This window comes from Ruegeria sp. CDSA193 (genome assembly GCF_059611885.1).
Genome location: NZ_JBXWPN010000013.1, coordinates 62,148 through 88,555 on the forward strand (window position 1 = coordinate 62,148; position 26,408 = coordinate 88,555).

Genomic DNA, 26,408 nt, shown 5'->3' on the forward strand with positions numbered 1-26,408 from the left:
TGTTCACACCTGTCTAGACATTTCTGTACAGTGCAAGTGAGCAAGTTCAGACACTCAATTTCAACGCATTAAAGCTGTGCGCTTGGACGCGATGCGATCTTGTCGAACCAAGACAGCGTCGCGGTATTTTCCTGTGGAATCCGCATCTTGATCACGCGGGCAAAGTCAACGAACACAAAGGTCGAGATATCGGCCAGCGTGAACTCAGCCCCCGCAACAAACGCGCTATCCTTCAGCCGCGTTTCAAGCAAATCGAAAAACCGGCCCACCCGAGCCGTGCCGCGCTGAGCCAGCTCGGGAATCTGGGCATAGTTCGCAGGGCCTGGAATCGCCCGATCCTTGAACGCGGGATGGGTGTTGCGCAGAGCCTCGGCAATAGGCACTCCACCCTGCTGCTCGACAATGCTGTTCCACATCAGGACCAGCCCCTTTTCATCTGGCGTACGTCCCATCAAAGGTGGTTCGGGAAAGCGCGCCTCAAGATAGGCGGCAATGCCCAGGTTTTCGGTCAGCGTTGCACCCTCATCCGTCACCAGAACAGGGATCGTCGCATTGGGGTTTACCGCAAGGAAAGCGCCATCCAACTGTTCCGCCTTTGCTATCGAGATATTGCGCGTTTCAATCTCCAGCCCTTTTTCTGCGATGAACATGCGCGCGCGGCGCGGGTTTGGAGCGGTCGTGCAATCATAGAAAAGCATTTGGTATCCTTCTCGCGCTTAGCGGCGGTAGATAAAGCAACGTCCGTCCACCGCATGTTCAGGCAGCGGGATTTCGGTCAGGTTTTCGAAATACATCCGGTCGCTGGACACCATCAGCCCACCTTCTGCCAACAACGGTTCTATCAGGGGGGAAACCAACCGCGCGAAAGCATCGTTCTTGTCCCTGTTATGGCCGCCAAGATCCGCATGGATCAAACTGGCCGTCGCCCCAAACCGTTCCAGCGCCGCAGGCAGAGTCTCACGCACATCCCCCAGAATCACCAGATCCTCGGGCGGGGTAGAGTCCGGATGGGAGGCCACGGCGCGCTCGAACACATAGACCGGACGGTTTTGAATGTACTGAACCATGTGATGATAAGTACGACCATTCCCTAATCCCAGCTCGAACACCGGACCGGACATGGTGCTTGTCTGTGCAATGGCATGGTCCAGGCAGGCACGCTGCGACACCATACGGTCGATGAACAGGTCAAGACGGCTTTGGGGATCGGGCACTGGGAAATCTCTCCTTGATATTTGACGACACATAACCTGTGACCGACATCGCATGTGATGACAAATCCTCAAGGCATTGTGTAGGCAAATCGGCCTCAGTTTCACGTTTTCGCGACATTTCACCCTAAGAACGGGTTTGACTATACAGGCACAACCGCGCGAAACTGCGACAAAAAACACAGGGAGTTGATCAAGCCTATGCCGAGCTACGGCCTAACGGGTGGAATACCCGCATGACTGCGTTGTTGTCTGTCCGGGACCTCAGCATCGGATTTGGTGCCGGAGAGTCTGTGGTTCAAGGCGTCAACTTCGACGTCGAAGCGGGACAGACACTTGCGCTTGTGGGTGAATCAGGGTCGGGGAAAACGATCTCATGCCGGGCTGCGTTGCGCATTCTTCCCCGAGCAGCCCAAATTCGAAGCGGCACGATTACTCTGAATGATTCTAAAGGCATGGAGGAACTGACCCAGATCAGCGAACGTCAGATGCGCGGCATTCGTGGCAATCGGATCTCGATGATCTTTCAAGAGCCGATGCGCTCGCTCTCTCCCCTGCACAAAATTGGCAATCAGGTCAGCGAAGTTCTTTGGCTGCATCGCAATGCCTCCGAGGCACAGGCCCGCAAAACGGTTCTGGAACAGTTCGAACGCGTGGGTTTTCCAGACCCTCAGCGCGCCTATGATTCTTACCCGTTCGAGCTGTCCGGCGGGATGCGCCAACGCGCCATGATCGCTATGGCCATGGTTTCCAAACCGGAATTACTGATCGCGGACGAGCCGACGACAGCATTGGACGTTACGACACAGGCCCAGGTGCTGGGGCTGATCAAAGAGCTTCAGCGTGAAACGGGAATGGCACTGATCCTTGTGACCCATGATTTGGGGGTCGTCGCCAATATGGCCGAACAGGTCGTGGTCATGCACAAAGGCCGCGTGATGGAGGCTGGAGCTGCGGCACCGATCCTGACCAGCCCTGCTCACCCCTATACCCAACAGTTGTTCAACGCCGCGCCCGAGATTCCGGATCAGGACGCGGTTGGCATCCCGATGCCCGACGAAGATCTGATCCTTCAGATGAAGGCCGTGTCGAAAACCTATACGATGCGATCCAGCAAGGGCTGGCAGGGCGAACGCCTGATCTATGCCTGCCGCGGAGTCGATCTGAACCTCGCGCGGGGCAAGACGCTGGCGATCGTCGGCGAAAGCGGCTCGGGCAAAACTACGGCCGCCCGCATCGCACTAGGGGCTGAGCCGCCTGATCCGGGCGGAGAGGTTCTGTTTCGATCCTCCCCCGATGAAGAAGCAATCACCGTTCACAAGATGACCCGGACCCAGCGCACCGCGTTTCAGCGCAAGGCGCAGATGGTGTTTCAGGATCCCTACAGCTCTCTCAGCCCTCGCATGCGCATTCAGGATGCGATGACCGAACCGTTGGAGATTCACCGTATCGGATCGACCGCCGAGCAGCGCGAAAAAGCGGCCGAGATGCTGACACGTGTTGGCCTGAACGCCGATATGCTGAAACGCTATCCCCATGCTTTTTCCGGCGGCCAAAGACAGCGCCTGTCGATTGCCCGCGCAATGATGCTCGACCCTCAGCTTATTGTCTGTGACGAACCCACTTCGGCTCTGGACGTATCGGTTCAGGAACAAATCCTGACGTTGCTGGAACATTTGCAGGACAGCCTGAATTTGTCGTATTTCTTCATCTCGCACGACCTTGCGGTTGTTGCACGCATTGCCGACGAAGTTGCTGTGATGCGTCGTGGGCTTGTCGTGGAACAGGCCCCGCCCGAGACACTGTTTTACAACCCTCGTCACCCTTACACCAAGGCACTGATTGCTGCGCAACCAGAGCCCGACATCAACCGCCCCATCGACCTGAATTTGGTTGCTTTGGGTGCTGGTTCACCTGACAGTTGGGATGACGCCTTCCGATTTACCGACTCCGTGGTACCTTCATTGGTAGAGATGGAGCCCGGCCATAAGGTACGATGCCATGTTTAAGACCACTCGCCCGCTGTTACTGGCCGTTGCGCTGGCCGCAACATGGGCCCTGCCCGCCACGGCAGACATGCCCGAGTTGCAAGAAAGTACTTTCTGGGAAACCGAAGTGAATGCGGGGAACCTTCCGCCCATACAGGACCGAATTCCCGCCGAACCCCTGATTGTGGATCTTGCTGCAAAAGGCAGGGAATTCGGCAAACAGGGCGGCACTTTGCGCACAATGATTACTCGGTCCAAAGACATCCGGCAGATGGTGGTTTACGGATATGCCCGCCTTGTTGGGTTCGACCAGACCTATCAGGTCGTTCCAGACCTGCTTGAATCCTTCCAGAACGACGACAACCGCAAATACACCCTCAACCTGCGTGAAGGTCACAAATGGTCGAATGGCTCTCCGTTCACTTCCGAGGACTTCCGATACTGGTGGGAGGATGTGGCAAATAATGAACTGCTCAGCCCGTCGGGACCACCGGATTTTCTGATCGTCGAAGGCAAGACTCCGACCGTGACCTTCCCCGATGAAACGACCGTTGTGTTTGAATGGGAAGATCCCAACCCCGGCTTCCTGCAGGCTCTGGCACAAGCGCGCCCGCCTTTCATCTACCGCCCTTCCGAGTTCCTGAAACAGTACCACGAGAAATACGCTGACGCAGAAAAGCTTGCCTTTCAGGTTGAAGATGCCCGCGTCAAAAGCTGGGCAGCTTTACACAACAAACTCGACAACCTTTACAAGTTTGACAACCACGAGTTGCCAACCTTGCAGCCCTGGTTGAATGCAAGTTCGGGCAAAAAGATCCGTCACAACTTTGTTCGCAATCCCTATTTTCATCGCATCGACAGCCATGGGGTGCAGCTTCCCTATATCGACGTGGTCGAGATGGAGATCGTGGCCGGGGGTCTGGTTGCTGCAAAAACCAATGCTGGCGAATCCGATCTACAGGGGCGCGGACTGGCGTTCCGCGACGCTTCGATCTTGAAAAAAGGCGAGGCTGGCGGAGACTACAAAACCTTACTATGGAAAACCGGGGTGGCCTCACAGATCGCGATTTACCCCAATCTGAACTACGAAGACGAAGCATGGCGTACCGTTTTGCGTGACGCGCGTGTTCGCCGCGCGCTGTCTCTGGCAATCGACCGCAAAACGATAAATCAGGCGCTGTATTTCAAACTGGCCCATCCCGCCGCGATGTCGGTCTTGCCCGCTTCGCCCTTCTTCAACGAAGAAAACGCAAAGGCATGGGCACAGTACGACATCGAATTGGCGAATGCGCTGCTTGACGAGGCCGGCCTGACCGAGCGCGACAAAGACGGCACGCGACTGTTGCCCGATGGCCGCCCGATGGAGCTGGTCATCGAAACCGCAGGTGAGCGGCAAGAGGTCGAAAACGCCTTGCAAATCGTCACGGACACATGGCGCGACATTGGCGTCGATCTTATTATGCGCCCATTGGACAGGGACATTCTGCGCAACCGGGTGTTTGCCGGCAGCACAATGGCGTCCGTCTGGTTCGGCTGGGATGACGGCATCCCGCAACACCACACCTCACCAGCTTATCTTGCCCCTACCGATCAAGTGTTTTTGGCTTGGCCAAAATGGGGGCAGTACTATCAGACCGGAGGCGATGTTGGTGAGAAACCCGATATGCCCGAGGCCGAGCGCCTGATGGAACTGGCCCATAACTGGGAGGTCGCCTCGACTGATGAGGAACGCAAGGCCGCATGGGATGAGATGCTGAAAATCCACGCTGACCAACTTTATGCCATTGGCATTCTGAACGGTGCGCCTCAGCCTATCGTCGTATCGAACCGCCTGCGCAACGTCCCCGAGCAGGCCATGTGGGCCTGGGAACCCGGCGCACATTTCGGCATTCACCGGCCGGACGAATTCTTTTTCGCCGACTGATCAGGAGCAGCCACATGGTCATGCTGCGCTATGCAGTCTATCGCTTTTTCACGATGCTGCTGACCCTTCTGGTGGTGTCGGTTCTGGTATTCGTGATTATCAACCTGCCCCCGGGCGACTATCTCAGCAACCAGATCGCTGAACTGCAGGCGTCCGGACAATCGGCGGGTGTGGCCAAGGCAGAATTCCTGCGCGCGGAATATGCGCTGGATCGCCCCATGTGGGAACAATATCTGATCTGGATCGGTTTCTGGCCTGGCCCGCATGGGTTCGATGGGCTGGTGCAAGGCAACTACGGCTGGTCCTTTGAATTTGACCGCCCTGTCGCAGAAATCGTGGGCGACACGCTGTGGCTGACCGTCGTGGTCAATCTGGCCGCCATCCTGTTCGTATATGCAGTGGCCCTGCCCCTGGGTGTTCTTGCAGCCGCGAAGTCGCGGACCTGGATCGACTATACCTCGGCCTTTGTGGGCTATTTGGGTCTGGCAACGCCGAACTTTCTACTGGCACTGATCCTGTTCTACTATGGGCACCGCTATTTCAACCTGCCAATCGGAGGCCTGATGGACCCGTCCTTTGAAGGGCTGCCGATGAGTTGGGAAAAGCTGAAATCCATCCTCGTCCATTTGATCGTACCGACCTTTGTGATCGGCACATCTGGCGCCTCGGCGATGATGCAGCGATTACGGGCGAATATGCTGGATGAGCTGGGCAAACCCTATGTGGAAACCGCAATCGCCAAAGGCATGGCCCCGTCGCGGATGCTGACCAAATACCCGCTGCGCGTGGCCTTCAACCCCTTTGTCGCGGATATCGGAAACCTGCTGCCTTCGATGGTGTCCGGCTCTGTTCTGGTATCGGTTGTTCTGGGCCTTCAGACAATCGGCCCGACATTGCTGACCGCGCTGAAAACCCAGGACCAGTTCCTGTCCGCCTTCATCCTAATGTTTGTGGCTTTGCTGACACTGATCGGTACGATGATCTCTGACATTCTGCTGGTCATGCTGGACCCGCGCATCCGATATGAGGGGCGTGAAGCATGACCCAACATCCTGATGGTCGCTATGTCGACGACGCACCATTCGATCCCGATGCCGCCCTGCAACAACTTGAGCGCGCCGATTTGGATGCTCCGAACTGGATTCTGGTCTGGCGCAAATTCCGAACCCACAAGCTGGGCCTGATTTCCGGCGTCTTCCTGTTGCTGTGCTATCTCATGCTGCCCTTTGCGGGTTTCATCGCGCCTTATGGCCCGAATGAACGTAATGACGAGCACCTCTATGCCCCGCCGCAAAGCATCAACTGGTTCCATGAGGGCGAATTCATCGGCCCCTATGTCTATTCGATGGTGGCCGAGGCGGATCTGGAGACCTTCCAGTGGAAGTTTGTCGCCGACACCGACACCCCGCGGCCAATCAAGTTTTTCTGCGAAGGGGCCGAGTACAAGCTGGCGGGTCTGATCAAGTCGGACACGCATCTGTTCTGCGCACCTGAAGACGCGACTTTGTTCCTATGGGGGTCGGATCGGCTGGGCCGTGATGTATTCAGCCGTATCCTCTTTGGCGCCCAGCTGTCATTGACGGTGGGTCTGATCGGGATTTCAGTGTCCTTCTTTCTTGGTATCCTGTTCGGCTCGATTGCGGGATATTTTGGCGGCAGAATCGACTGGGTGATTAACCGTATAATCGAAATTCTGCGCTCACTACCTGAATTGCCCCTTTGGCTCGCGCTATCAGCGGCGGTCCCCTCGAATTGGAGCCCGGTCGCGGTATTCTTCATCATCTCAATTATCCTGGGGATTCTCGACTGGCCTGGCCTTGCGCGATCTGTTCGTGCCAAATTCCTATCGCTGCGCGAAGAAGAATACGTACGTGCAGCCGAAATGATGGGAGCAAGCTCGGGCCGGGTGATCCGCAAGCACCTGCTACCCAACTTCATGTCGCACCTGATCGCATCGGCAACCCTGTCGATCCCGGCAATGATCCTGGGCGAAACGGCGCTCAGCTTCCTTGGGCTTGGGCTGCGCGCCCCGGCCGTCAGCTGGGGTGTGATGCTGAACGATGCGCAGAACCTTGCGTCGATCGAGATCTACCCCTGGACGGCCATCCCGATGCTGCCGATCATTGTCATCGTGCTGGCATTCAACTTTCTGGGTGACGGGCTTCGTGACAGCCTGGATCCGTATCAGCAATGACACTGCTATCCGTACTGCCATCACCCGAAGGGTATCGGACAACCGGCACCGGAGCCCGACCCAGCGTGTATGCAGTCTCCGAATTGGCGACCGCCAGCTTTGCGGCTGTTGGCCAGGAACTGGCACACCTGATGGGCGCGCTGAACCTGACACAAAACCCGCCCGAGATTTTGGTCGATCACCGGTTGGCGTCTCTCTGGTACGGATATTCTTTCAAACCCGATGGCTGGGAAATGCCCAACCTCTGGGACAGCATCGCCGGTGACTACCTTGCCAATGACGGTTGGATCAGGTTGCACACGAACCTGCCTCAGCACCGTGCGGCCGCCCTGAAAGTCCTGAAGGTCAAAGGAGATCGGGACGCGGTTACAAAGGCCGTTGCAACCTTGTCGGCGGCCAGTCTTGAAAACGCTATCGTGGCCGAGGGCGGTGTCGCAGCCGCCATGCGCAGCCGCGGGGAATGGCAGGATCATCCACAGGGGCGCGCGGTTTCACGAGATCCGCTGATCGGGTGGCACAAACCCCGACAGATTACGCTTCGCAATCGGCCACAGGCAACGGCCAAGCGCCCGCTGGCAGGTCTGCGCGTGCTTGATCTGACCCGCGTTCTGGCCGGTCCGGTTTCAACTAGAACTCTGGCGGGGTTCGGGGCAGAGGTTCTGCGCATTGATCCTCCGGACTGGGACGAGCCGGGTGTGATCCCGGATATTTCTCTGGGTAAGCGCTGTGCCTATCTGGACCTGAAATCCCCCGCAGGGATCGAGTTGCTACACGGCTTGCTGACCCAGGCGGATGTCTTCATTCACGGCTATCGCCCTGGCGCACTGGACGCGCTGGGCCTCACCCAAGCCAAACGGGACGAGCTTGCCCCGAACAGAGTAGAAGTCACACTGAATGCCTATGGCTGGCAAGGCCCATGGTCTTCGCGGCGCGGATTTGACAGCCTCGTACAGATGAGCAGCGGGATTGCCGATGCAGGTCGGGTATGGGCCGGTGCAGACAAGCCGACACCCCTGCCGGTGCAGGCGCTGGACCACGCGACTGGATATCTGATGGCTGCCGCCGTCCTGTCAGCATTGTCCGAAGCCGCGAAGGGTGCGCCGATCATGCAGGCCCGATTGTCGCTGGCACGCACGGCTGACCTGCTGACCATTCTAGGCAAGTTCGACACCAAGACAGAAATTGGCGCTTCGGTTCCTGCGGATTTCACGACCAAGACCGAAACCTCTGGATGGGGACCTGGTCACAGGTTGAAGCCCGCGCTCTCAGTTGGTCCGGCCCAGATGTCGTGGGACCTGCCCGCAAGCAAGCTGGGCACGTCGAGCGCCACCTGGTCATAGCCCTACGCCTACGCCCTCGCCGGCAGCCGCGCGGCCCGGCCCAACGCTTTGGAAGGGGTCTCGTCAGAGACGCAGCCCAAAGAGGCGGGAGCGGTCCCTAGCGGTCGTCGCCTCCAGGACCGATATCGTCCAGATAATCCTCGTCGATGGCCGCATGCACTGCACCGGTCACCGCTTCGCGTTCCTGCGGTGTCAGGTTTTCGGCCTCTTTTCCGTCGGCAAGCCTGACGGTCACCTCACGATGCGCAAACTTGATCCCTTCGCGGGCAAACAATTCGCGGATATCCTGATAGACCTTCTTACGCACCAGCCACTGATCGCCCGGCTTGGTCATGAACTTGACCCGAATGATCATCGCCGAATCCTGCATTTCGATCACGCCCTGCGATTTCAACGGCTGGATAAAATTATCCCCAATCACCGGATCGCTCAAAAGCTCTTGGCCCAAATTCTTGATGAGTTTCCGTACTTTTTCGACATCGGTGTCATAGGTCACCCGTAGGGGCAGCTTCATGATCACCCAATCACGCGAATAGTTGGTAAGAACCTTGATCTCGCCGAAGGGGATCGTATTCAGTGCGCCCAGATGGTGCCGCAACTGGAACGACCGGACCGAGATTTTCTCGACCGTCCCCTTCACATCGCCAATGTCGATATACTCGCCTTTGCGGAAGGCATCATCCATCAGGAAGAACGCGCCCGAGAAGATATCTCGGACTAGCGTTTGCGACCCGAACCCAACGGCCAGACCCACGACACCGGCACCGGCGAACAGCGGGCTGACATTGATACCCAATTCCATCAGGACAATCAGAACGATGGTCACAACAACAACCGCCAGAATTGCGCCACGGAACAATGGAAGCAGTGTCGCAAGACGGCTTTGCCCGCCTTCCCCGCCCTCGTCGCCCAGTTCAACCTCTCCACCGGCTACGTCTTCTTCCTCAGCAATCTTGGTATCAATCCAGACACGGAAGAAATGGAACAAGATATAGCCCATGAACAGGATAACCATCACGTCCAGAGCCCGTTCAATAGGCAGGTCTTCGCTCCAGCTTGCGTCCGGATTCCATATTACGACCAGAGCATATAACCCGACGACAAATGCCAGGATGCCGGCCACACGTCGCGCCAGATCCTCATAGGTGACGATCGAGTGCTTTCTCTTTTCAGCTTGCGGGGTTTGGGGAATCTCATCCTCTTCAACGCCGGCGCCAGTCTCTGTGTTCAGCTCTTCAATCTGGCGATTGCGGACGAAGTAGCGTTCAAGCAGATAGTTCATCGCGCCATAGGCAATGACCACAGACATGAAGATGGCATAGCTGCTGGCAACAATCGGAATGGAATTCTCGTTCTCAAGCACCAGATCAACAGCCAGTTTGAACCAGCTGAACACGATATAAACTGCCAGAACCGGCGCCCAGGCAATCGATATCAGGCGCAAAATCCAGGATACCTGTTCCTTTGACCGCCCGCCTCGGATCGCGTTCGAGATGGCGCGGGCGTTGAACAGAATCATCAGAACATTGCCCAAGGCGCCAAACATGGTCAGGCCGCCATAGACCATCGCATAGACATTGTAGTTCAGACCAAAATCCGCAACCCAGGTAGAAAACAATACTACCGAGATATCATATGTCGCGATTGCCGAGGCCCAGACGTAAAGGCGTTTTGCCTCCCGGTCGGAAAAGGGCGGCAGCCGGTACTGACTGAGGTAAGGAGACAACACCATACGCCAAAGATCGGAAACTGTGCGTGCAAGAAAGAAAGCCGTGAATATGGCGGTGGTCGTGAACTGAATCGAAAGATCTTCAGCCTCGCCAAAGATCAGATAGCCCACGATCAGGGCCATCAGCATCGCGAAGATCGTGGCCCCAACACCCATGAAAAAGCGAAAGACCAGAAAGGGCATTTTTTCGCGATAGCCTTGCGGATCTTCTTTTGACCGCGCCACCACCAGCCTTTTTGCAAGACGCTTGCCGTAGATTTCTATCGACAGCCAGCGCCCCAGAAGAAGGAAGAGTATATTCCAGCCCAACACTTCGACATAGGTCTGTATTCGGCCGTCCGGGCTGGTCTCTCGCAAAACATATTGCACTTCGAAGATCGAATACGGCAAAGCCTGCAGGCGCGACTCCATCGACTCGCGGAACTTCGAGAACCGCTCTTGCGCCTTCATCAACTGTGACCCTTCGGACATCGGGTCATGGGCGATATCGTCGTGCGTCGAGGCGGTATTGCCACCAGATGAGACAAGCTGACCGGCGCTGTCGATGACAATGACGCTTGCACCCGCTTCGGTGGCCGATCGGATCGCGTCAGCCAGATCGCTTTCCTTATCTGCTTCGGATGTCGTGCCAGACCCCGAGCCATACCCGGGTATAAGCGAAGTCTGCGCCGTCGCTTCCGACCCCAGAGATAGCATAGCCACCCAGACGAACAGGGCCATTGCAGCCAATAGGTTAAATCTCATGAATTCTCGCTTCCGGGTCGCATGTTGTGGCAGGTTACAGAAGCTTTCCGAACACTTCAATTTGTGCGCCGCTGCGGTCCCGATAAAGTGCACAGGCGTGTTCCGGGTGCAATGAGTTGGAATCGGATGTTTTCATCCGCTTCAAAACTGAATATGACGGGCTGGGCATACACTTTCGGGCAAGCAGCTAAGGTCTTTGCGCAAAAACGAAAAGGCACTTTGCGGCTTACCAGGGGAATGGCTGACGTTTTACGCAGTCCCTTCCAGTCGGCGGGTCACAAGGCCCTTTGGCAAGACGGGTGAAAGACGATAAGCTAACAGGTGCCGATGCGCGGACCGACACCAAGACACTTAAGACAGGCGAAGGCATGAGCCTAGGAAGAAAAAACGATACTACTGGCCGCGCGCCACGGATCCTGTTCTACAGCCATGACACGTTCGGGCTGGGCCATCTGCGCAGGTCTCGTGCACTGGCCGCCGCAATTACGCAGGCGGATCCAACAGCATCATCCCTGATCCTGACCGGATCGCCTGTCGCTGGCCGGTTCACATTTCCGCGCAGGGTCGACCACGTGCGTCTGCCTGGCGTGACCAAACGGGCGGACGGGTCATACGCGTCTCAGACAATCGGGATGGGGATCGACGAGGTGACCGAGTTGCGATCGGGGTTGATTCAGACCGCCGTTCAGCAGTTCGACCCGGACATTCTGATCGTAGACAAAGAACCCACCGGGTTCCGCGGCGAGCTATTGCCAACACTCGAAAACCTGTTGCTCTCGCAGCGCACCAAACTGGTGCTGGGTTTGCGTGATGTTCTGGATGAACCCGAAGTTCTGGCCGCAGAGTGGGAACGGAAAGAGGCAACTGCAGCGACCGAAAGATTCTATCATGAAATCTGGGTTTACGGACTGCGTTCGATCTATGATCCGACCAAGGGGCTGCCTCTGAATCACGCGGCCCAGTCGCGCATTCACTGGACTGGCTATTTGCGTCGTGATCTGGGGCCAATCGGTACCCCACCGGAACAGCCCTATATCCTGATTACCCCAGGTGGTGGTGGGGACGGCAAGGCGATGGTAAACTTGGTTCTTTCGGCTTACGAAAAGGACCCCGACCTGTCACCACGAGCGGTATTGGTCTATGGCCCGTTCCTGTCTGGTGATCTGCGGGACGAATTCGAAACCCGTGTGGCCGCCTTGAACGGGCGTGTGACCGCCGTCGGCTTTGAATCCCAGATCGAAACGCTGTTCCACGGCGCGGCTGGCGTCGTCTGTATGGGTGGGTATAATACGTTCTGCGAGGTCCTGTCCTTTGACAAACGCGCCGTCATTGTTCCACGGACCAGTCCGCGTATGGAACAGTGGATCCGTGCCTCACGCGCCGAGGATCTGGGACTGATCCGGATGTTGGACGAGTTCCGTGACGGGCTAACAACCGATTCCATGGTCCGTGCCATTCGCGATCTACCACATCAGCCATTGCCGTCTCAGGCCATTGAACAGGGCCTGCTGGACGGGTTGGACTATGTCACCGGGCGCATTGAGGTATTGCTGAATCAGGAACAGGAACGGGCAACCGGATGACCGCAGGCGCGCCCAATCTGGCGGTGCTGGTCAAAGGGTGGCCGCGCCTGTCCGAAACGTTCATCGCGCAGGAACTTGTTGCTCTGCAAGAGGCAGGCCATCAGTTCGACATCTGGTCCCTGCGTCATCCAACCGATGTGAAACGGCATCCGCTGCACGACAGGTTTCGTGGCCAGGTTCGATATCTGCCGGAATATCTGTATCAAGAACCTCAGCGCATATGGGCTGCGCGCGAACTAACGCAGCGCCTGCCGGGATACGGCGCGGCCCATAAGGTCTGGCGCGCTGATTTGCGCCGCGATCCCACGCATAACCGCATCCGTCGGTTCGGCCAGGCCTGCGTTCTGGCTGCGGAATTGCCCGCCAGCACACAGGTTCTCTATGCGCATTTCATGCATACGCCCTCGTCGGTCGCGCGCTATGCCGCGATCATGCGCGGCCTTCCGTGGAGCTTTTCAGCCCATGCAAAAGATATCTGGACGTCACCGGACTGGGAAAAATCGGAAAAGTTGCACTCGGACACTTACGGAGCAGCTTTTGGTGCAACCTGCACCGCGATCGGCGCCCAGCATCTGCGCAGCCTCGCCGACGATCCAGCACGGGTTGAACTGATCTATCACGGGCTGGACCTGGGCCGCTTTCCCGCCCCGCCGGAACGCGGCTTACGCCCCGCTGACAGCCCTTTTCATATGCTGTCCGTTGGGAGGTTGGTCGAAAAGAAAGGCTTCGATCGCCTGATTGATGCATTCGCCATGCTGCCGGACGATCTTGACTGGCACTGGACGCATATCGGCGGAGGAAGCCTGAGCGATACCTTGCAGAACCGGGCCGCATCGGCCGGGTTGTCCGGGCGCATCACCTGGAAAGGGGCCTGTGACCAACCCGAGGTCATCGCCGCGATGCGCACAGCAGACCTCTTTGTTCTGCCCAGCCGGATCGCCGCAGATGGGGACCGGGATGGCCTGCCCAATGTGTTGATGGAAGCCGCCTCGCAATATCTGCCGATCCTGTCGACCCCCGTTTCTGCTATTCCTGAGTTTATCGAGACAGGCACGCATGGCGTCCTGACGGATGACGATCCGGTCGCGCTGGCAAATGCGATTGCACAGCTGGCGGCCAACCCCGCGCAGGCTGCTGGTATGGCGGGCGCTGCCTATGATCGCCTGATCGCCGAATTCCGCATGGACCCGGGCATAGCGCTTTTGTCTGCCAGGTTAAGCGCGCTGGGCGCGCATAAGAGCTGATGCCGCGCATCGCCTTCTATGCCCCGATGAAATCCCCCAACAGCCCGGTGCCGTCGGGGGACCGGGAAATGGCCCGAAATCTTCTTCTGGCAATCCAAGCCCGAGGGGATGCGGTGGATCTGGCCTCGGACCTACGCGTATTCGACAAGCACGGCGACAAAGAGGTCCAGGCCAAGCTACGCCATGAGGCTGATGCCGAGGTGCTGCGCCTGACCTGCGACCTGCCTGCTGACACTGCACTATGGGTGACCTATCACAATTATTACAAGGCCCCTGATCTGATTGGACCCCGTGTAAGTAAAGCGCGAAACATACCCTATGTTCAGCTTGAAAGCACCCGTGCCTACAGCCGCCTTCAGGGGCCATGGTCAGAGTTTGCCCAAGCGGCCCATCAGGCCTGCGACGCGGCCCGGGTGATCTTTTATCACACCGCCAAAGACCTCATCACGCTGGAACGCGAGCAGTTCGGAAATCAGGCGCTTGTCGAGCTTCCGCCGTTTCTTCCCGCCTCCTCGCTGCCGCACGCCTCTAGCTGCGATGGCCCGATGCTGGCCGTGGGCATGATGCGACACGGCGACAAGCTGGCCTCTTACCGGGTGCTTGAACAGGCACTGCGCCACCTGCCGGGCGATTGGTCCCTGTCTATTGCGGGCGATGGTCCCGCCCGCGCCGAAATCGAAGCGCTGATGGCCAAGTTTGGCACTAAAGTCCGGTTTCTGGGGCAACTTGATCGCGACGCGCTGCGCAAGGCTTATGCTACCGCATCCCTGATGGTCTGGCCCGGCGTGAATGAGGCCTATGGCATGATCTATCTAGAGGCTCAGGCACATGGTATCCCCGTGGTTGCACAGGACAGGCCGGGCGTTCGGGATGTGCTGATGCCGTCCGACTATCCTTCGGTTGCGGATGGGCCCGTAGGGCTGGCCGCAAGGCTGCGCACTCTTCTGGACAATCCGGCACTGCGGTCTTCTCAAGGCAGCCAATCGGCCGCATATATAGCCGCGCGCCACCTGATGCCCGATGCAACTAATCGGTTCTGGACGGCTGTTGATCCTTTGCTGGAGGCATCCACATGAGCAAGCTCGCCCTATTGCGCCACGGGCATACGGCGTGGAACCGCGCCGGGCGCATTCAGGGGCGCAGCGATATTCCATTGGATGAACAGGCTCAGACAGAACTGGCATGCTATTCCCTGCCCTCCCCTTGGGATCAAGCTATGGTCTGGTCCAGTCCCTTGGCGCGTGCGGCCCAGACGGCACAACTGGTTACTGGGCGCGAACCGTTGAAGTCCGAGGCCCTCACGGAAATGAACTGGGGTGCTTGGGAGGGGCAGCACGGCACCGATCTCATTGCCGATCCCGCAAGCGGTTATCGCCATATCGAGGATTGGGGTTGGGATTTCCTACCCCCCGGAGGTGAAAGCCCTGCCGAAATCTGGCAGCGGCTGGAACCTTGGCTTGCCAGTCTTGGCGAAAATACCGTAGCCGTTTGCCATATCGGTATCATGCGGGTCATTCTGGCCCGCGCCTGGGAATGGGATTTTGACGGCCCCGCCCCCTTTAAGATCAAGCGCAACCGCCTCTATATCGTGGACATGGAGTCCATGCGCCCCGAAACTGACCCTATCCGTTTGATCCGGCAGGAGACCCGCATATGAGGGTGATGATTGTTGTGACCCATCTGCTGGGCACCGGACATCTCAGCCGCGCGCTTACATTGGGCCGGGCCTTTGCGGATAAGAGTCACAAGGTATTGCTGGTCTCAGGTGGAATGCCCGCGCCGCAGCTGGACCATATCGGGATCGACTTGCTAGGGCTGCCGCCATTGCGCTCAGACGGCACCAATTTCACGCGATTGCTGACGCAAACGGATGAGGTCGCAGATGCTGCCTATTTCGACGCTCGCAAAGTTGCCCTGACAGAAGCGCTGCGGAGCTTTGCCCCGGATGCGCTGATCACCGAGCTGTACCCCTTTGGCCGCAGATCCCTGGCGGATGAGTTCGACGCCCTGTTGGAGGCGGCCCACGCACAGGGTCCCCGTCCGGTTATTTTGGGATCAGTCAGGGATATACTGGCGCCCCCGTCCAAACCTGCCAAAGCCCAGCGCACCGAGGAGATCATTCTTGACCTCTTTGACGGTGTCCTTGTCCATTCAGACCCAAGCATGATCCCGCTGAGTGTAAGCTGGCCAGTCTCGGAACGTCTGGCGCATCGCCTGTTCTATACCGGGTTCGTGGCCCCTACGGCACCGACCCCGCATCCCGACGGGATTGGTAAAGGTGAGATTCTGGTGAGCGCTGGCGGTGGATCGGTGGGCGAGCCGATCTTTCGGGCAGCCATCGAGGCCGCACGAAAGATGACCAACTGGCGCTGGCGCCTGTTGGTAGGCGGGCTGGACTCCGCAGCACGCATAGAACGCCTGACAGCAGGTGTTGGCGACGCCCCTGTCACGCTGGAACCGGTGCGCCCGGACTTTCGACAAATGCTGCCCTTGGCCGCCGCATCGGTCAGCATGTGCGGCTACAACACGGCGTTGGACATTCTGCAGTCTGGCGTACCCTCGGTTTTCATCCCCTTCGACGACGGAAGCGAAGTCGAACAGACTTTGCGCAGCCAAAGCCTGTCGAAGCTCAGCGCGATCGACGTATTGCCAAGCAACAAGTTGACCGAAGATACCCTGGTGCAGGCTGTCGAGGCCGTTCTGGCCGCCCCCGCGCGGCCAAGTGCCGGTCAGGGTTTTGACGGGGCTGCAAAATCTGTCGAGATTGTAAGATCACTGTTGGATCACGCTCATGACCGGTGATTGGCACCCCCTGATGACCGAGCTTGATCTGTGGCGGCGGGACGGGCTGTCTCTGCCGCTGTGGTGGAGGGATGATGACGCGGTCTGTGTCACGCCACAGTTGGAACGTTTGGAGGCGCTGTCCGCATCACTGGAACTGCCGGTTCATCTGGCGATTATTCCGCGTGACGCAGATGAAGATCTAGTTACCCATGTCGAAGGCTCGTCCGCATTGATACCGGTGGTCCATGGCTGGGCCCATCAAAACCACGCTCCGACAAACGAGAAAAAATCGGAGTTTCGACTGCATCGCCCCATTCAGGACATCCGCAGCGATGCGCGGGCCGGGCTGATCCGGTTACAGAGCCTGTTCCCAGACAAGCTGTGCCCTATGTTTGTGCCACCCTGGAACCGGATCGCGTCAGAGATGGTTCAGGAATTGCCGGGCCTGGGATATCGCATCCTGTCCACCGCCACCCCCCGAAAGGTAAAGATGGCGGCACCTGGCCTTATGCAGGTCAACACGCATCTGGACCCGATCGACTGGCGCGGGTCACGGGGGTTGGCCCCTCGGGACAAGCTGATCGCTCAGGCCACAGATCTGCTGCGGGACAGGCGCGAAGGGCCTGCGGACAATACCGAGCCGTTTGGCATCCTGACGCATCACCTGGTGCATGATGAAGATATCTGGTCCTTTACGCGGGACATTCTGACGCGGTTTCTGGATGGTCCGGCGACCGTCTGGACCGCCCCAAAAAACGATAAATCACGGAGACCCGAATGAGCCGATTGGATTCAATGCTGCGCCGCCTGACGGCCCAACGCGACGGGCTGAACTGGGCGGTCGATCAGATTACAGATACGAGCGGCGATATACTGGACATGGGTTTGGGGAATGGCCGCACCTATGATCACCTACGTGAAATTCTACCAGACCGTCGCATCTGGGTCATGGACCGGGTTTTACAGTGCCACCCGTCCAGCACCCCTCCGGCAGAGGATTTTCTGCAGGGCGAAGCGGGTCCTATGTTAAAGAAACTAGCAGCCGGTGGCCCGAAAATAGCATTGGCACATTACGATTTCGGGCGCGGTATCAAGCAGGATGATGTGGCTGAGGCGGCGATGCTCAGCCCGCTGATCGCTCAGGTCATGCTGCCCGGTGGGCTGCTGATATCCGGCCAACCACTGGTTGGGTTTGAACAGATCACCGGACCGGAGACCATCGCACCCGACCGATACCTTTTCTACAGGGCCTGATTAGGCCACACGTCGCCCTTGCGACCACACTCCGTTCAGGGCAGGCGCGCCTTCACGCATCCGGAACCGTATGACGTCGGCGCGTGCGCCTGCGCGCAGCTCGCCACGGTCTTCCAGCCCGACCACCTGCGCCGGGGACATCGTAACGGTCCGCAGTCCACGGGCCATGTTGCCCCACATCTCGCCCAGCCGTGCCGCCGACAGCAACAACGCGGCCGGCACATAGTCCGATGACAGAATATCCAGGTGTCCCAGATCGGCCAGTTGTTTGGCGGCGACATTCCCCGAATGTGACCCGCCCCGGATTACATTCGGCGCCCCCATCATCACCTTGATCCCGTGATCATGGCAAGCCCGCGCCGCTTCGACGGTAGTGGGGAATTCGGCCAACCGGATACCGTGGCCCGCTGACACATGTACCTGTTCCCGGGTGGTGTCGTCATGGCTGGCCAGCATGGCCCCAAAACGTTTGGCCGCCTTTACGGTTTCCACCTCGTGCTTTTCGCCGTTCCTGTCCCTCATCGCCTTGAGGTCCGCGACATGCTGCTGGAATTCCTTGCCCTCCAACCCCAGCTTTCCTTTCAGATAGCTTTCGAGCTTTGAGATATCGCGGAATTGACGCTGACCGGGCGTGTGGTCCATCAGTGACACTAGCCCGACACGGTCTTCGAGGCCGAATTCATCCAGTTCTTCGACCAGCGTTTCTGAACACAACTCGGCCCGCAAATGCAGGAAATGGCTGATTTTTAAGGCGTCTTGCTCTCGTAACTGCCACAGCTCGCGGGACAGGCCACGTGCGTATTTGTTGTAGCGCGGACCAGTCGGGATCGACCCGACGCGCATCGCATCGAACACGGTTGTGATGCCCGTGCTGGCCAGCTCGGCGTCATGGGCAAGAATTGCCGCCGCATGGGGCCAGTCGACCTTGGGGCGGGGCTGGATATGACGTTCCAGATTGTCTGTGTGCAGCTCGACCAGGCCGGGGCTGACATAGTCACCCTCACAATCGATTGCACCGCTTGGAACCGCCGCGCCTGTATCGATCTCGGTGATGCTGTCGCCCTGAACCCGGACGCTGCCGGTAATGGTTTCGTCGGGCAGGATCAGCGTGGCATTGGCAAGGATCAATTCTTCTGTCATCTGAACTTCACACAGTTTGAGGTATTGGAAGGCCACGCAATAGGAGGCCAATGTGACATTCACGCGATACGCGATCTATTTTGCGCCACCCGCCACGGCGGAGTGGACGCAATTCGCAACCCGTTGGCTGGGCTGGGACATGGAGGCTGGCACCGCGGTCGCCCATCCTGGGCTGGATGGTGTGGATGTTGCAGCGGTTACGGAGGTACCGCGAAAATACGGGCTGCACGCGACCATGAAACCCCCGTTCCGCCTGCGCGAGGGGCAATCCGTCACAGCGTTGCAAGAGGCCTGCGCCACCCTTGCTGCCAGCCAATGCGCAATCATGATGGAGGGTCTTGAGATTGCCCGCCTTGGCCGGTTTCTGGCCCTGCGACCACTGGGCGACATAGCCGCGCTGAACGCGTTGGCCGCCGCCTGTGTTCAAGAGCTTGATATGTTCCGGTCCCCACCGTCGGCGGCTGAACTTGACCATCGCCGCGCCTCCAGACTGACGCCGGATCAGGACGCCAACCTGGTCAAATGGGGTTACCCTTATGTGCTGAACGCGTTTCGGTTTCACATCACCTTGAGCGGTAGGTTGGACAAGCCCGTGCTGGATTCGGTCCAGCGCACCCTGGAAAACCATCTGGGGCCGCTTTTGCCGAAGCCCTTTCGAATTGCGGATCTGGCCCTGATGGGCGAGGCCGAGGATGGACGGTTTCACCTGATCCATCGCTATGCGCTTTCCAACTGAAGGCGGGACAAAATTTTTGCCACCGTATCCTGCAGAGCACCAGAATTGTCGACCTCGATCACCCGGACCAGCCCCTTAGGCAATGGGGTCTTGGCCTGGCCCAACCGACGCGCCTGTTCGCTGTCACTTTCGCGCCCGCGCAATGACAAGCGTTGCTCTAGAACGCTCGCGTCTGCAGTCAACGAGATAACAATCAGATCGCCAAAGATCTCTTGCGCCTGCAACAACACAGCACGCGACAGGTTGACCAGAACTGCCTCCGCCACCTGACGTTGCTGCGCAATCTCTTTCGGCACACCATAGAGCAACCCATGTGCATGCCAGCTGAGCGCGAATGCGCCCTCACCTTGCATCTGTCGAAACGCGTCATCTGTGACCCGTTTGAAATCTTCCCCCGCTTCGCCTTCGGGGCGGGTGACGACACGGCGCAGCCGCTGGATACCTTTTGCGCGGGTTTCCAACGCCTCAATCACACTGTCTTTGCCGACACCTGACGGACCGACAACCGCTATGACCGGGGCAAGCGTCATGCCGCAATTCCCGGCGTGAATTGCGAAACGTTGATCTCGCGATCGCAAACCTGCTTCCGCCCGTCAACATCATGGAAGATGCCGACAATCGCCGCTCCGCGCTCTTTCGCCTCAAGGATCAGGGACAGGACGGTTTCGCGATTCTGCGCATCCAGACTGGCTGTGGGTTCATCCAGCAGCATGGCCGGGTATTCATGGGCAAAGCCGCGCGCGATGTTCACGCGCTGCTGTTCGCCGCCCGAAAAGGTCGTCGGACTAAGGGACCAGAGCCGTTCAGGAATATTCAGACGCTCGAGCAGACCCGCGGCCTTGTCCAGTGCCTTCTGTTTATCGCAACCAACGGCAAGAAGCGGCTCGGCCACGACCTCAAGCGTTGGCACTCTGGGCACAACACGCAGGAACTGGCTGACATAGCCCAGCGTTTCGCGCCGCAGGGTCAAGATCTCGCGCGGTTCAGCCTTGGCGACGTCTAAACCACCGACCAGAACCTGGCCCGAGGCAGCCAGATAGTTGCCATAGATCACCCTCATCAAGGTGGATTTACCTGCCCCCGACGCGCCGGTCAGCGCCACGCATTCACCCGGTTCAACCCTGAGCGTAGCGCCCTGCATGACCGGGATCACCGCGCTCCCCTGATTGTGCAGGGTAAAGCTTTTGCTGACATTGTTCAGTTCAATCATTGTCCCGGCCCTCATACCTGCAACACGCTGGACACCAGCAGTTGCGTATAGGCATGCTGCGGATCGTCCAGAACCTGATCAGTCAATCCGGCCTCGACCACATGACCGCTTTTCATCACCATCAGCCGATCCGCCAGCAGACGGACAACGGCAAGATCATGGGTGACAATGATGGCGCTCAGCCCCATTTCCCGAACCAACCCGCGCAACAGGTCCAACAGGCGAGCCTGTACCGAGACGTCCAGACCACCAGTCGGTTCATCCATGAAGACCAGCCTGGGGCCGGTCACCAGATTCCGCGCGATCTGCAGGCGCTGCTGCATGCCACCGGAAAACGCGGACGGACGATCATCAACCCGCTCCGCTTCGATCTCAACCCGACCCAGCCAGTCGATCGCCTTGTCGCGGATATCGCCATAGTGGCGGCCACCTACGGCCATCAGTCGTTCGCCTATATTTCCGCCCGCACTGACAGACATACGCAAGCCATCGCGCGCATGTTGGTGCACGAATGCCCAATCGGTGCGGCTCAGCATCCGGCGTTCAGGTTCCGACATGGTCACGGTATCCACCGGACCGTCTGCACGAGTGTCAAAGATCACCTGCCCCGCATCCGGCACCAGATGACCCGCCAGACAGTTCAGCAGGGTTGACTTGCCCGAACCACTCTCACCCACGATCCCCATCACCTCGCCGGGATAGAGATCAAAACTCACATCGGTACAGCCGATACGGGCCCCGTAGGATTTTCTGATATCCTGTACACTCAGCAGCGGTGTCATTTCATTCACCTTGGGTCATATGAAAACTCGATCCGATTGCCGCCCGGCTCTCGGATCATGAAATGGAGTTTCGGACCTGAACCCGAGGGTTCAGGTGCAAACTCGACAGCGACGGCAGGCCAGTCTTTGACCGCATCGAAAACCGCAGTCAGCGCTTCTTCATCGGGAACTTTCAAGGCAACATGATGCAACCCCACGTTCTTGTGCCGGTCAAACCCCTGTAGCCCCTTGCCTTTTTGCTGCCAAAGCGTCAGCTTCGCCGCGCCATTGGTTACATAAACCGCCGGATAATCCGGATTGCTGCCGAAGACCTCCCAACCCAGCGCATCGACAAAGAACGTCCGAGTGGCGTCGAGGTCCGAAACCGTAAGGCCAAGGTGGTCAATTCCAAGCACATCTTCTCGTTTCATGCGGCATCCTCTCTGGCCAAACGGCCCACATGGCCCGCCTCGCGGCGCGACCGGCAATAATCAGTGTCCGAGCAAACAAACATGCGGGTGCCTGCATCATCCATGATGACTTCATCCAGATAGCTGTCCTCGGCCCCGCACAGATCACAGGGATGGTCGGCCTTGGTGGCCTCGAACGGGTAGTCCTGGAAATCGAGGCTGACGACCTTGGTATGCGGTGGTACCGCGTAGATGCGTTGCTCGCGGCCCGCGCCAAACAGCTGGATCGCGTCCATCTCAAGCTTTGGGTTGTCGAATTTCGGGATCGGGGACGGGTCCATCACATAGCGGTCCGAGACCATCACAGGATAGGCATAGGCGGTTGAGATCGCACCATGCTGGCTGATGTCTTCGTACAGTTTCACGTGCATCAACCCGTATTCTTCGAGGCTGTGCATCTTGCGTGTCTCGGTCTCGCGCGGTTCCAGAAACCGCAGCGGTTCCGGGATCGGCACTTGATAGACAAGAATCTGATCCGCGCGCAGCTTCGCCTCGGGGATGCGGTGGCGGGTCTGGATGACCGTCGCCTTCTCGGTTTCCTCGGTGGTGGCGACGCCCGCCGTATTCTCGAAAAACTTACGGATAGACACGGCATTGGTCGTATCATCCGCGCCCTGATCAATCACCTTGAACGTATCGTCCGGGGTCAAAGTTGCGGCAGATACTTGCACGCCTCCGGTACCCCAGCCATAAGGCATCGGCATCTCTCGGCTGGCAAATGGCACCTGATATCCGGGAATAGCCAACCCCTTGAGGATCGCCCGACGGATCATCCGCTTGGTTTGTTCGTCCAGATATGCGAAGTTATATTCAGTCATTTGATGTAACTATTTTGTTTCTGGTGTTTTTATGGACGTATTTGGTATTTGTTCGCTCTTTTTGGCGATTATGCTCTATTTTATCTGGCGCAATTTTCGCGCAAAGTGGCGCCTCGGGGCCATGGCCCGCGACCTTTCGTGCGAATGGGAATCGCTTGAAATCGTGAATTCGCGCGAAGCTTTCGGCAGAAAATCGCCCAATCAGGGCAGCGACTGGTTTTTGAACCGTAGGACGAGCCTGTAGGGCAAAGCGTTCAGAGCTCATTCCGCAGCCTCCCTCGATGCAGTCCGTTCCTCGGCCTCGCGTCGCAGCTTCCGCACCAGTTCCAGTTCGGATTGAAAATCCACGTAATGCGGCAGCTTGATATGTTCGAGGAAACCCGTTGCCTGAATATTGTCTGAGTGGCTCAGGACAAATTCCTCGTCCTGTGCAGGTGCGCCCAGATTGTCCTCGCCCAGCTCCTCCCACCGCAGCGCCCGGTCGACCAGAGCCATGGCGATGGATTTGCGTTCAGACTGGCCAAAGACGAGCCCATAGCCGCGTGTAAACTGTGGCGGCTCAGTCTTTGAGCCTTGGAACTGGTTCACCGTCTCACATTCGGTCAACTCAACTTCGCCGATCTCGATGGCAAAGCCCAGTTCGGGAATGTCCATTTCGACCGCGACCTTGCCGATCCGCAGCTCGCCAACAAAGGCGTGGTTGCGGGCATAGCCGCGCTGAGTCGAATAGGCCATGCCCAGCACAAACCCCTCATCCCCGCGCGCCAGCGATTGCAACCGCAGCGGACGGCCCGCCGGAAACTCCAGCGGCTCGCGGGTCAGGTCGCCGGGCGTAGCATCGCTGACCGGCTCGTCCTGAATGATATCCTCACCCTTGAGGAATTCGGTGATATGCGGGGTCGGCTCGTGTCGCGCCGTACCTTCGGGCGCGGGTAGAGTTTCGCCATCCGCAGCCAGTTTGAAATCTAGCAGGCGGTGGGTGTAGTCGAATGTCGGGCCCAGCACCTGCCCGCCCGGCGCATCCTTGAACGTCGCCGATATCCGACGGTCACAGGCCATATTGCCAGTTTCAACCGGTTCGGAATAACCAAAACGCGGCAATGTCGTGCGATAGGCGCGGATCAGAAAGATCGCTTCGATCAGATCGCCACGCGCCTGTTTGATCGCCAGTGCGGCAAGGTCCGGATCATACAGCGATCCTTCTGCCATCACCCGGTTCACCGCCAGGCTCAGCTGCTCCCGGATCTGGACCAGGCTAAGCTCGGCCACATCCGGGGCGCCTCGGCGCTCTTCGGCCAACCAGGCATGGGCATTCTCAATCGCCTTTTCGCCTCCTTTGACGGCAACGTACATCGCTTAACCCTCCGCGCTGATCTGGGTACTGCACGGCAGGGCCGCGACCTTGTCACCGCAGGTAAAGAAGAAGTCACATCCCAAAGGGAAAAGAGCCGCATTACGTTGCAACGCAGGGATATCGGGTAGGTTCAAGCCTGCGCTCTGCTTGATACCGGGACCGTGCAAAATGGCACCGGACTGATCCAGGCTGTCACGCTCAACAATCAGAGTGGTTGACCGATCCGGATACTCGGCAGTTCCGATGCGATAGCGATCCAGCCCACCAAGCTCGCCCCAAGTGCCGACGGCGAAATCCGCCTCGACAGCAGGAACCAGCGGCGCGCCGGTGTGGAAGGTCAGCCATTCGCGCAGAGCGTCGGTGTCGAGCTCACCCGCCAGATGTACCTTGGTTTCCGGGTCGCACAATGTCAGCAACAAGGTGCCCGCTGCTACCGACAAAGGCGCTGGGGGCACGGCCCCTGACAGGCTGCGGATTTCGCCAGGGCGTGCCATCACCGTCATCGCCGCGCGAAAAGCATGCGCGGAATCAACCGGTATGTTCTGGAACCCGCCCGAGAATTGAGTTTGCGCAGTCATCAATCTTCTCCCCGAACCAGCGTGAAGAATTCTACTTTGGTTGCCGCCGCCTTTGCCGCCCGCGCGATTTTGACCTCCAGCATTTTCTGTTCCAGCGGACCGAGCAGGTTTTCCCGCACATGGTCTGCTGCCGCAGTCTGCATCATCGCATCAATCACAGCTGCAGCTTCGGCCTTGGGCTTTGACCGGCCCTGAACATAGCCATGTCCGACCGTGCCATCCTGCAAGACCACCGAGCAGCGCGTGACCGTCATTTCACCCAGGTTGAAGGGCGCCCCGGTGGCGCCGGTACGTCCGCGCACCATCACGCCGCCCACTTCGGGGCTGCGCAGCCATTCAAAGCCGGGACGGTCCGTGAGGCCCTTCCACAGCGCCAACGTGGCGTCATCTGGCGCGCGGGCCAGCAGGCCCATCCAGGTCTTACGCGCCTCGGTCGCGGAATCTGTCTGTTGTGTCATCAAAGCCTCTTGGCGGGGTTGTCTACTTATCCTATACAACTATACAAATCATAGACCGCCGCCCGGCGACTCGCAATCGCAACTGTGTGAATTTTTGGTGACATGAACAAAACGCCGATCTGGAAAAGCATCGCCCTAAGCCTGACGTCGGACATTGCCGAAGGGCGATATCAAACCGGTGACCGGCTGCCGACCGAAGCGCAACTGGCCGCAACGCATGGCGTTAACCGCCACACGGTTCGTCGGGCGCTGTCTGACATGGCCGACCAGGGGCTGGTCCATTCTAGGCGCGGGGCCGGTGTATTCGTCGCCACCCGACCAACCGAGTATCCGATTGGTAAGCGGGTGCGATACCACAAGAGCATCTCGGCCAGCGGCAAGATGCCCGGCAAGAAGATCCTCGCCCTGACCACACGGGCCGCGGATGAAGCCGAGGCCGATGCATTGGGGCTTGAAACCGGCGACACGGTGCATGTCTATGACGGTCTGTCTCTGGCCGACGGGCAACCCATCGGCCTGTTTCAAAGCGTTTTTCCGGCCAAGCGATTTCCTGATATTCTGCAGATTCTGACCGAAACCCAATCCGTCACCAAAGCCCTGCAAAGATGCGATGTGCCGGATTACACGCGCATCTCAACCCGCCTGACCGCGCGCGCGGCCACGGCAACTCAAGCTCTGCACCTGCACCTGTCCGAGGGCGCACCAGTCTTGTTTTCGATCGGCATCAATGCAGACCCCGAGGGCAATCCTGTCGAGTACGGAAGAACAACCTTTGCCGGGGAACGAGTTACGCTGACCCTGAACGAGGATTGATCCCGTAAGCCTCCCGCCCGTCTTCAACCTCCTATCGGAGGTTTCATCCCATTGGGCGTAGCGCCGCGCAAAGCG

At 58.5% G+C, this 26,408-nt stretch carries 27 protein-coding genes; 14 read left to right on the forward strand and 13 right to left on the reverse strand.

Features of this window, described 5'->3' with window-relative positions:
* Window positions 1-68: 68 nt before the first annotated feature.
* Entirely contained in the window at window positions 69-698 is a 630-nt protein-coding gene (locus tag AC2FLG_RS19920) for a glutathione S-transferase (RefSeq protein WP_142639383.1), read from the reverse strand.
* Window positions 699-716: 18 nt separating this feature from the next.
* A complete protein-coding gene (locus tag AC2FLG_RS19925; protein ID WP_142639381.1) occupies window positions 717-1,247 on the reverse strand; it encodes a class I SAM-dependent methyltransferase in 531 nt (176 codons plus the stop codon).
* Between the two features lie 200 nt (window positions 1,248-1,447).
* On the opposite strand from AC2FLG_RS19925, the gene AC2FLG_RS19930 reads away from it, so the two are divergent.
* Genes AC2FLG_RS19930 through AC2FLG_RS19950 form a run of 5 tightly spaced genes read left to right on the forward strand, consistent with a single transcriptional unit; the run spans window position 1,448 to window position 8,657 of the window.
* Window positions 1,448-3,220, forward strand: coding sequence for an ABC transporter ATP-binding protein (locus AC2FLG_RS19930; protein ID WP_142639379.1), 1,773 nt, complete (start codon window positions 1,448-1,450; stop codon window positions 3,218-3,220).
* The gene (locus AC2FLG_RS19935) at window positions 3,213-5,123 is read left to right on the forward strand and encodes an ABC transporter substrate-binding protein (protein WP_282022264.1); all 1,911 of its coding nucleotides are present in this window, start codon (window positions 3,213-3,215) and stop codon (window positions 5,121-5,123) included. The genes AC2FLG_RS19930 and AC2FLG_RS19935 overlap by 8 nt, the downstream gene beginning before the upstream one ends.
* Before the next feature lie 14 nt (window positions 5,124-5,137).
* The gene (locus AC2FLG_RS19940) at window positions 5,138-6,166 is read left to right on the forward strand and encodes an ABC transporter permease (RefSeq protein WP_271951540.1); all 1,029 of its coding nucleotides are present in this window, start codon (window positions 5,138-5,140) and stop codon (window positions 6,164-6,166) included.
* Window positions 6,163-7,317, forward strand: a complete 1,155-nt coding sequence (locus AC2FLG_RS19945; protein WP_142639373.1) for an ABC transporter permease — start codon at window positions 6,163-6,165, stop codon at window positions 7,315-7,317. Before AC2FLG_RS19940 ends, AC2FLG_RS19945 begins: the two co-directional genes overlap by 4 nt.
* Window positions 7,314-8,657 (forward strand): CoA transferase, encoded by a 1,344-nt coding sequence (locus tag AC2FLG_RS19950; protein WP_496707687.1) that lies wholly within the window; start codon window positions 7,314-7,316, stop codon window positions 8,655-8,657. The genes AC2FLG_RS19945 and AC2FLG_RS19950 overlap by 4 nt, the downstream gene beginning before the upstream one ends.
* A 97-nt stretch (window positions 8,658-8,754) precedes the next feature.
* Here AC2FLG_RS19950 and AC2FLG_RS19955 read toward each other — a convergent pair whose 3' ends face one another.
* Window positions 8,755-11,130 (reverse strand): mechanosensitive ion channel domain-containing protein, encoded by a 2,376-nt coding sequence (locus AC2FLG_RS19955; protein ID WP_496707689.1) that lies wholly within the window; start codon window positions 11,128-11,130, stop codon window positions 8,755-8,757.
* Window positions 11,131-11,498: 368 nt separating this feature from the next.
* Between AC2FLG_RS19955 and AC2FLG_RS19960 the strand changes: the two genes are divergently transcribed.
* The 7 genes from AC2FLG_RS19960 to AC2FLG_RS19990 are packed head-to-tail and all read left to right on the forward strand — an operon-like array spanning window position 11,499 to window position 17,995.
* Window positions 11,499-12,713 carry a glycosyltransferase family protein gene (locus tag AC2FLG_RS19960; protein ID WP_496707690.1) on the forward strand — a complete coding sequence of 405 codons (1,215 nt, stop codon included), beginning with the start codon at window positions 11,499-11,501 and terminating at the stop codon, window positions 12,711-12,713.
* A complete protein-coding gene (locus AC2FLG_RS19965) occupies window positions 12,710-13,957 on the forward strand; it encodes a glycosyltransferase (protein WP_496707691.1) in 1,248 nt (415 codons plus the stop codon). Before AC2FLG_RS19960 ends, AC2FLG_RS19965 begins: the two co-directional genes overlap by 4 nt.
* Window positions 13,957-15,033 (forward strand): glycosyltransferase family 4 protein, encoded by a 1,077-nt coding sequence (locus AC2FLG_RS19970; RefSeq protein ID WP_496707692.1) that lies wholly within the window; start codon window positions 13,957-13,959, stop codon window positions 15,031-15,033. The genes AC2FLG_RS19965 and AC2FLG_RS19970 overlap by 1 nt, the downstream gene beginning before the upstream one ends.
* Window positions 15,030-15,614, forward strand: coding sequence for a histidine phosphatase family protein (locus AC2FLG_RS19975; protein ID WP_496707694.1), 585 nt, complete (start codon window positions 15,030-15,032; stop codon window positions 15,612-15,614). The genes AC2FLG_RS19970 and AC2FLG_RS19975 overlap by 4 nt, the downstream gene beginning before the upstream one ends.
* Window positions 15,611-16,759, forward strand: coding sequence for a glycosyltransferase family protein (locus AC2FLG_RS19980; protein ID WP_496707695.1), 1,149 nt, complete (start codon window positions 15,611-15,613; stop codon window positions 16,757-16,759). The genes AC2FLG_RS19975 and AC2FLG_RS19980 overlap by 4 nt, the downstream gene beginning before the upstream one ends.
* A complete protein-coding gene (locus tag AC2FLG_RS19985; RefSeq protein ID WP_496707696.1) occupies window positions 16,749-17,522 on the forward strand; it encodes a polysaccharide deacetylase family protein in 774 nt (257 codons plus the stop codon). Before AC2FLG_RS19980 ends, AC2FLG_RS19985 begins: the two co-directional genes overlap by 11 nt.
* A complete protein-coding gene (locus tag AC2FLG_RS19990; RefSeq protein ID WP_496698837.1) occupies window positions 17,519-17,995 on the forward strand; it encodes a class I SAM-dependent methyltransferase in 477 nt (158 codons plus the stop codon). The genes AC2FLG_RS19985 and AC2FLG_RS19990 overlap by 4 nt, the downstream gene beginning before the upstream one ends.
* On the opposite strand, the gene AC2FLG_RS19995 is transcribed toward AC2FLG_RS19990, so the two are convergent.
* A complete protein-coding gene (locus AC2FLG_RS19995) occupies window positions 17,996-19,135 on the reverse strand; it encodes an alpha-D-ribose 1-methylphosphonate 5-triphosphate diphosphatase (RefSeq protein ID WP_496707698.1) in 1,140 nt (379 codons plus the stop codon).
* Between the two features lie 52 nt (window positions 19,136-19,187).
* On the opposite strand from AC2FLG_RS19995, the gene AC2FLG_RS20000 reads away from it, so the two are divergent.
* Window positions 19,188-19,871 carry a DUF1045 domain-containing protein gene (locus tag AC2FLG_RS20000; protein ID WP_496707699.1) on the forward strand — a complete coding sequence of 228 codons (684 nt, stop codon included), beginning with the start codon at window positions 19,188-19,190 and terminating at the stop codon, window positions 19,869-19,871.
* Here the strand turns inward: AC2FLG_RS20000 and AC2FLG_RS20005 are convergent.
* Genes AC2FLG_RS20005 through phnG form a run of 9 tightly spaced genes read right to left on the reverse strand, consistent with a single transcriptional unit; the run spans window position 19,853 to window position 25,520 of the window.
* Complete coding sequence (locus AC2FLG_RS20005) at window positions 19,853-20,401, reverse strand: ribose 1,5-bisphosphate phosphokinase PhnN (RefSeq protein WP_496707700.1); 549 nt, start codon at window positions 20,399-20,401, stop codon at window positions 19,853-19,855. The two genes, AC2FLG_RS20000 and AC2FLG_RS20005, sit on opposite strands and share 19 nt — an antisense overlap.
* Window positions 20,398-21,081: a phosphonate C-P lyase system protein PhnL gene (gene phnL / locus AC2FLG_RS20010; protein ID WP_282022252.1), complete on the reverse strand. Its 684-nt coding sequence runs from the start codon at window positions 21,079-21,081 to the stop codon at window positions 20,398-20,400. Before phnL ends, AC2FLG_RS20005 begins: the two co-directional genes overlap by 4 nt.
* An 11-nt stretch (window positions 21,082-21,092) precedes the next feature.
* Window positions 21,093-21,863: a phosphonate C-P lyase system protein PhnK gene (phnK, locus tag AC2FLG_RS20015; protein WP_496707701.1), complete on the reverse strand. Its 771-nt coding sequence runs from the start codon at window positions 21,861-21,863 to the stop codon at window positions 21,093-21,095.
* A 5-nt stretch (window positions 21,864-21,868) separates the two neighbouring features.
* Entirely contained in the window at window positions 21,869-22,273 is a 405-nt protein-coding gene (locus AC2FLG_RS20020) for a VOC family protein (protein WP_282027594.1), read from the reverse strand.
* Window positions 22,270-23,130: an alpha-D-ribose 1-methylphosphonate 5-phosphate C-P-lyase PhnJ gene (locus AC2FLG_RS20025; RefSeq protein WP_142639343.1), complete on the reverse strand. Its 861-nt coding sequence runs from the start codon at window positions 23,128-23,130 to the stop codon at window positions 22,270-22,272. The genes AC2FLG_RS20020 and AC2FLG_RS20025 overlap by 4 nt, the downstream gene beginning before the upstream one ends.
* Window positions 23,123-23,395, reverse strand: coding sequence for a hypothetical protein (locus AC2FLG_RS20030; RefSeq protein WP_496707702.1), 273 nt, complete (start codon window positions 23,393-23,395; stop codon window positions 23,123-23,125). Before AC2FLG_RS20030 ends, AC2FLG_RS20025 begins: the two co-directional genes overlap by 8 nt.
* Window positions 23,392-24,483: a carbon-phosphorus lyase complex subunit gene (locus AC2FLG_RS20035; RefSeq protein ID WP_496678898.1), complete on the reverse strand. Its 1,092-nt coding sequence runs from the start codon at window positions 24,481-24,483 to the stop codon at window positions 23,392-23,394. The genes AC2FLG_RS20030 and AC2FLG_RS20035 overlap by 4 nt, the downstream gene beginning before the upstream one ends.
* Window positions 24,484-24,486: 3 nt before the next feature.
* Window positions 24,487-25,062 carry a phosphonate C-P lyase system protein PhnH gene (phnH, locus tag AC2FLG_RS20040; RefSeq protein ID WP_496707703.1) on the reverse strand — a complete coding sequence of 192 codons (576 nt, stop codon included), beginning with the start codon at window positions 25,060-25,062 and terminating at the stop codon, window positions 24,487-24,489.
* The gene (gene phnG / locus AC2FLG_RS20045; protein WP_496707704.1) at window positions 25,062-25,520 is read right to left on the reverse strand and encodes a phosphonate C-P lyase system protein PhnG; all 459 of its coding nucleotides are present in this window, start codon (window positions 25,518-25,520) and stop codon (window positions 25,062-25,064) included. The genes phnH and phnG overlap by 1 nt, the downstream gene beginning before the upstream one ends.
* Window positions 25,521-25,622: 102 nt before the next feature.
* Here phnG and phnF point away from each other — a divergent pair, with 102 nt between their 5' ends.
* Entirely contained in the window at window positions 25,623-26,333 is a 711-nt protein-coding gene (gene phnF, locus AC2FLG_RS20050) for a phosphonate metabolism transcriptional regulator PhnF (protein ID WP_142639335.1), read from the forward strand.
* Window positions 26,334-26,408 lie beyond the last annotated feature (75 nt).

Coding starts and splice junctions, on each gene's coding strand:
- AC2FLG_RS20025 (WP_142639343.1), bottom strand. CDS start 23,130: ATGACTGAATATAACTTCGCATATCTGGACGAACAAACCAAGCGGATG.
- phnG (WP_496707704.1), bottom strand. CDS start 25,520: ATGACACAACAGACAGATTCCGCGACCGAGGCGCGTAAGACCTGGATG.
- AC2FLG_RS19940 (WP_271951540.1), top strand. CDS start 5,138: ATGGTCATGCTGCGCTATGCAGTCTATCGCTTTTTCACGATGCTGCTG.
- AC2FLG_RS19965 (WP_496707691.1), top strand. CDS start 12,710: ATGACCGCAGGCGCGCCCAATCTGGCGGTGCTGGTCAAAGGGTGGCCG.
- phnL (WP_282022252.1), bottom strand. CDS start 21,081: ATGATTGAACTGAACAATGTCAGCAAAAGCTTTACCCTGCACAATCAG.
- AC2FLG_RS19920 (WP_142639383.1), bottom strand. CDS start 698: ATGCTTTTCTATGATTGCACGACCGCTCCAAACCCGCGCCGCGCGCGC.
- phnK (WP_496707701.1), bottom strand. CDS start 21,863: ATGACACCGCTGCTGAGTGTACAGGATATCAGAAAATCCTACGGGGCC.
- AC2FLG_RS20035 (WP_496678898.1), bottom strand. CDS start 24,483: ATGTACGTTGCCGTCAAAGGAGGCGAAAAGGCGATTGAGAATGCCCAT.
- phnH (WP_496707703.1), bottom strand. CDS start 25,062: ATGACTGCGCAAACTCAATTCTCGGGCGGGTTCCAGAACATACCGGTT.
- AC2FLG_RS19980 (WP_496707695.1), top strand. CDS start 15,611: ATGAGGGTGATGATTGTTGTGACCCATCTGCTGGGCACCGGACATCTC.
- AC2FLG_RS20030 (WP_496707702.1), bottom strand. CDS start 23,395: ATGAGCTCTGAACGCTTTGCCCTACAGGCTCGTCCTACGGTTCAAAAA.
- phnF (WP_142639335.1), top strand. CDS start 25,623: ATGAACAAAACGCCGATCTGGAAAAGCATCGCCCTAAGCCTGACGTCG.
- AC2FLG_RS19990 (WP_496698837.1), top strand. CDS start 17,519: ATGAGCCGATTGGATTCAATGCTGCGCCGCCTGACGGCCCAACGCGAC.
- AC2FLG_RS19995 (WP_496707698.1), bottom strand. CDS start 19,135: ATGACAGAAGAATTGATCCTTGCCAATGCCACGCTGATCCTGCCCGAC.
- AC2FLG_RS19960 (WP_496707690.1), top strand. CDS start 11,499: ATGAGCCTAGGAAGAAAAAACGATACTACTGGCCGCGCGCCACGGATC.
- AC2FLG_RS19970 (WP_496707692.1), top strand. CDS start 13,957: ATGCCGCGCATCGCCTTCTATGCCCCGATGAAATCCCCCAACAGCCCG.
- AC2FLG_RS19925 (WP_142639381.1), bottom strand. CDS start 1,247: ATGTGTCGTCAAATATCAAGGAGAGATTTCCCAGTGCCCGATCCCCAA.
- AC2FLG_RS19930 (WP_142639379.1), top strand. CDS start 1,448: ATGACTGCGTTGTTGTCTGTCCGGGACCTCAGCATCGGATTTGGTGCC.
- AC2FLG_RS19985 (WP_496707696.1), top strand. CDS start 16,749: ATGACCGGTGATTGGCACCCCCTGATGACCGAGCTTGATCTGTGGCGG.
- AC2FLG_RS19975 (WP_496707694.1), top strand. CDS start 15,030: ATGAGCAAGCTCGCCCTATTGCGCCACGGGCATACGGCGTGGAACCGC.
- AC2FLG_RS20020 (WP_282027594.1), bottom strand. CDS start 22,273: ATGAAACGAGAAGATGTGCTTGGAATTGACCACCTTGGCCTTACGGTT.
- AC2FLG_RS19950 (WP_496707687.1), top strand. CDS start 7,314: ATGACACTGCTATCCGTACTGCCATCACCCGAAGGGTATCGGACAACC.
- AC2FLG_RS19955 (WP_496707689.1), bottom strand. CDS start 11,130: ATGAGATTTAACCTATTGGCTGCAATGGCCCTGTTCGTCTGGGTGGCT.
- AC2FLG_RS19935 (WP_282022264.1), top strand. CDS start 3,213: ATGTTTAAGACCACTCGCCCGCTGTTACTGGCCGTTGCGCTGGCCGCA.
- AC2FLG_RS20005 (WP_496707700.1), bottom strand. CDS start 20,401: ATGACGCTTGCCCCGGTCATAGCGGTTGTCGGTCCGTCAGGTGTCGGC.
- AC2FLG_RS19945 (WP_142639373.1), top strand. CDS start 6,163: ATGACCCAACATCCTGATGGTCGCTATGTCGACGACGCACCATTCGAT.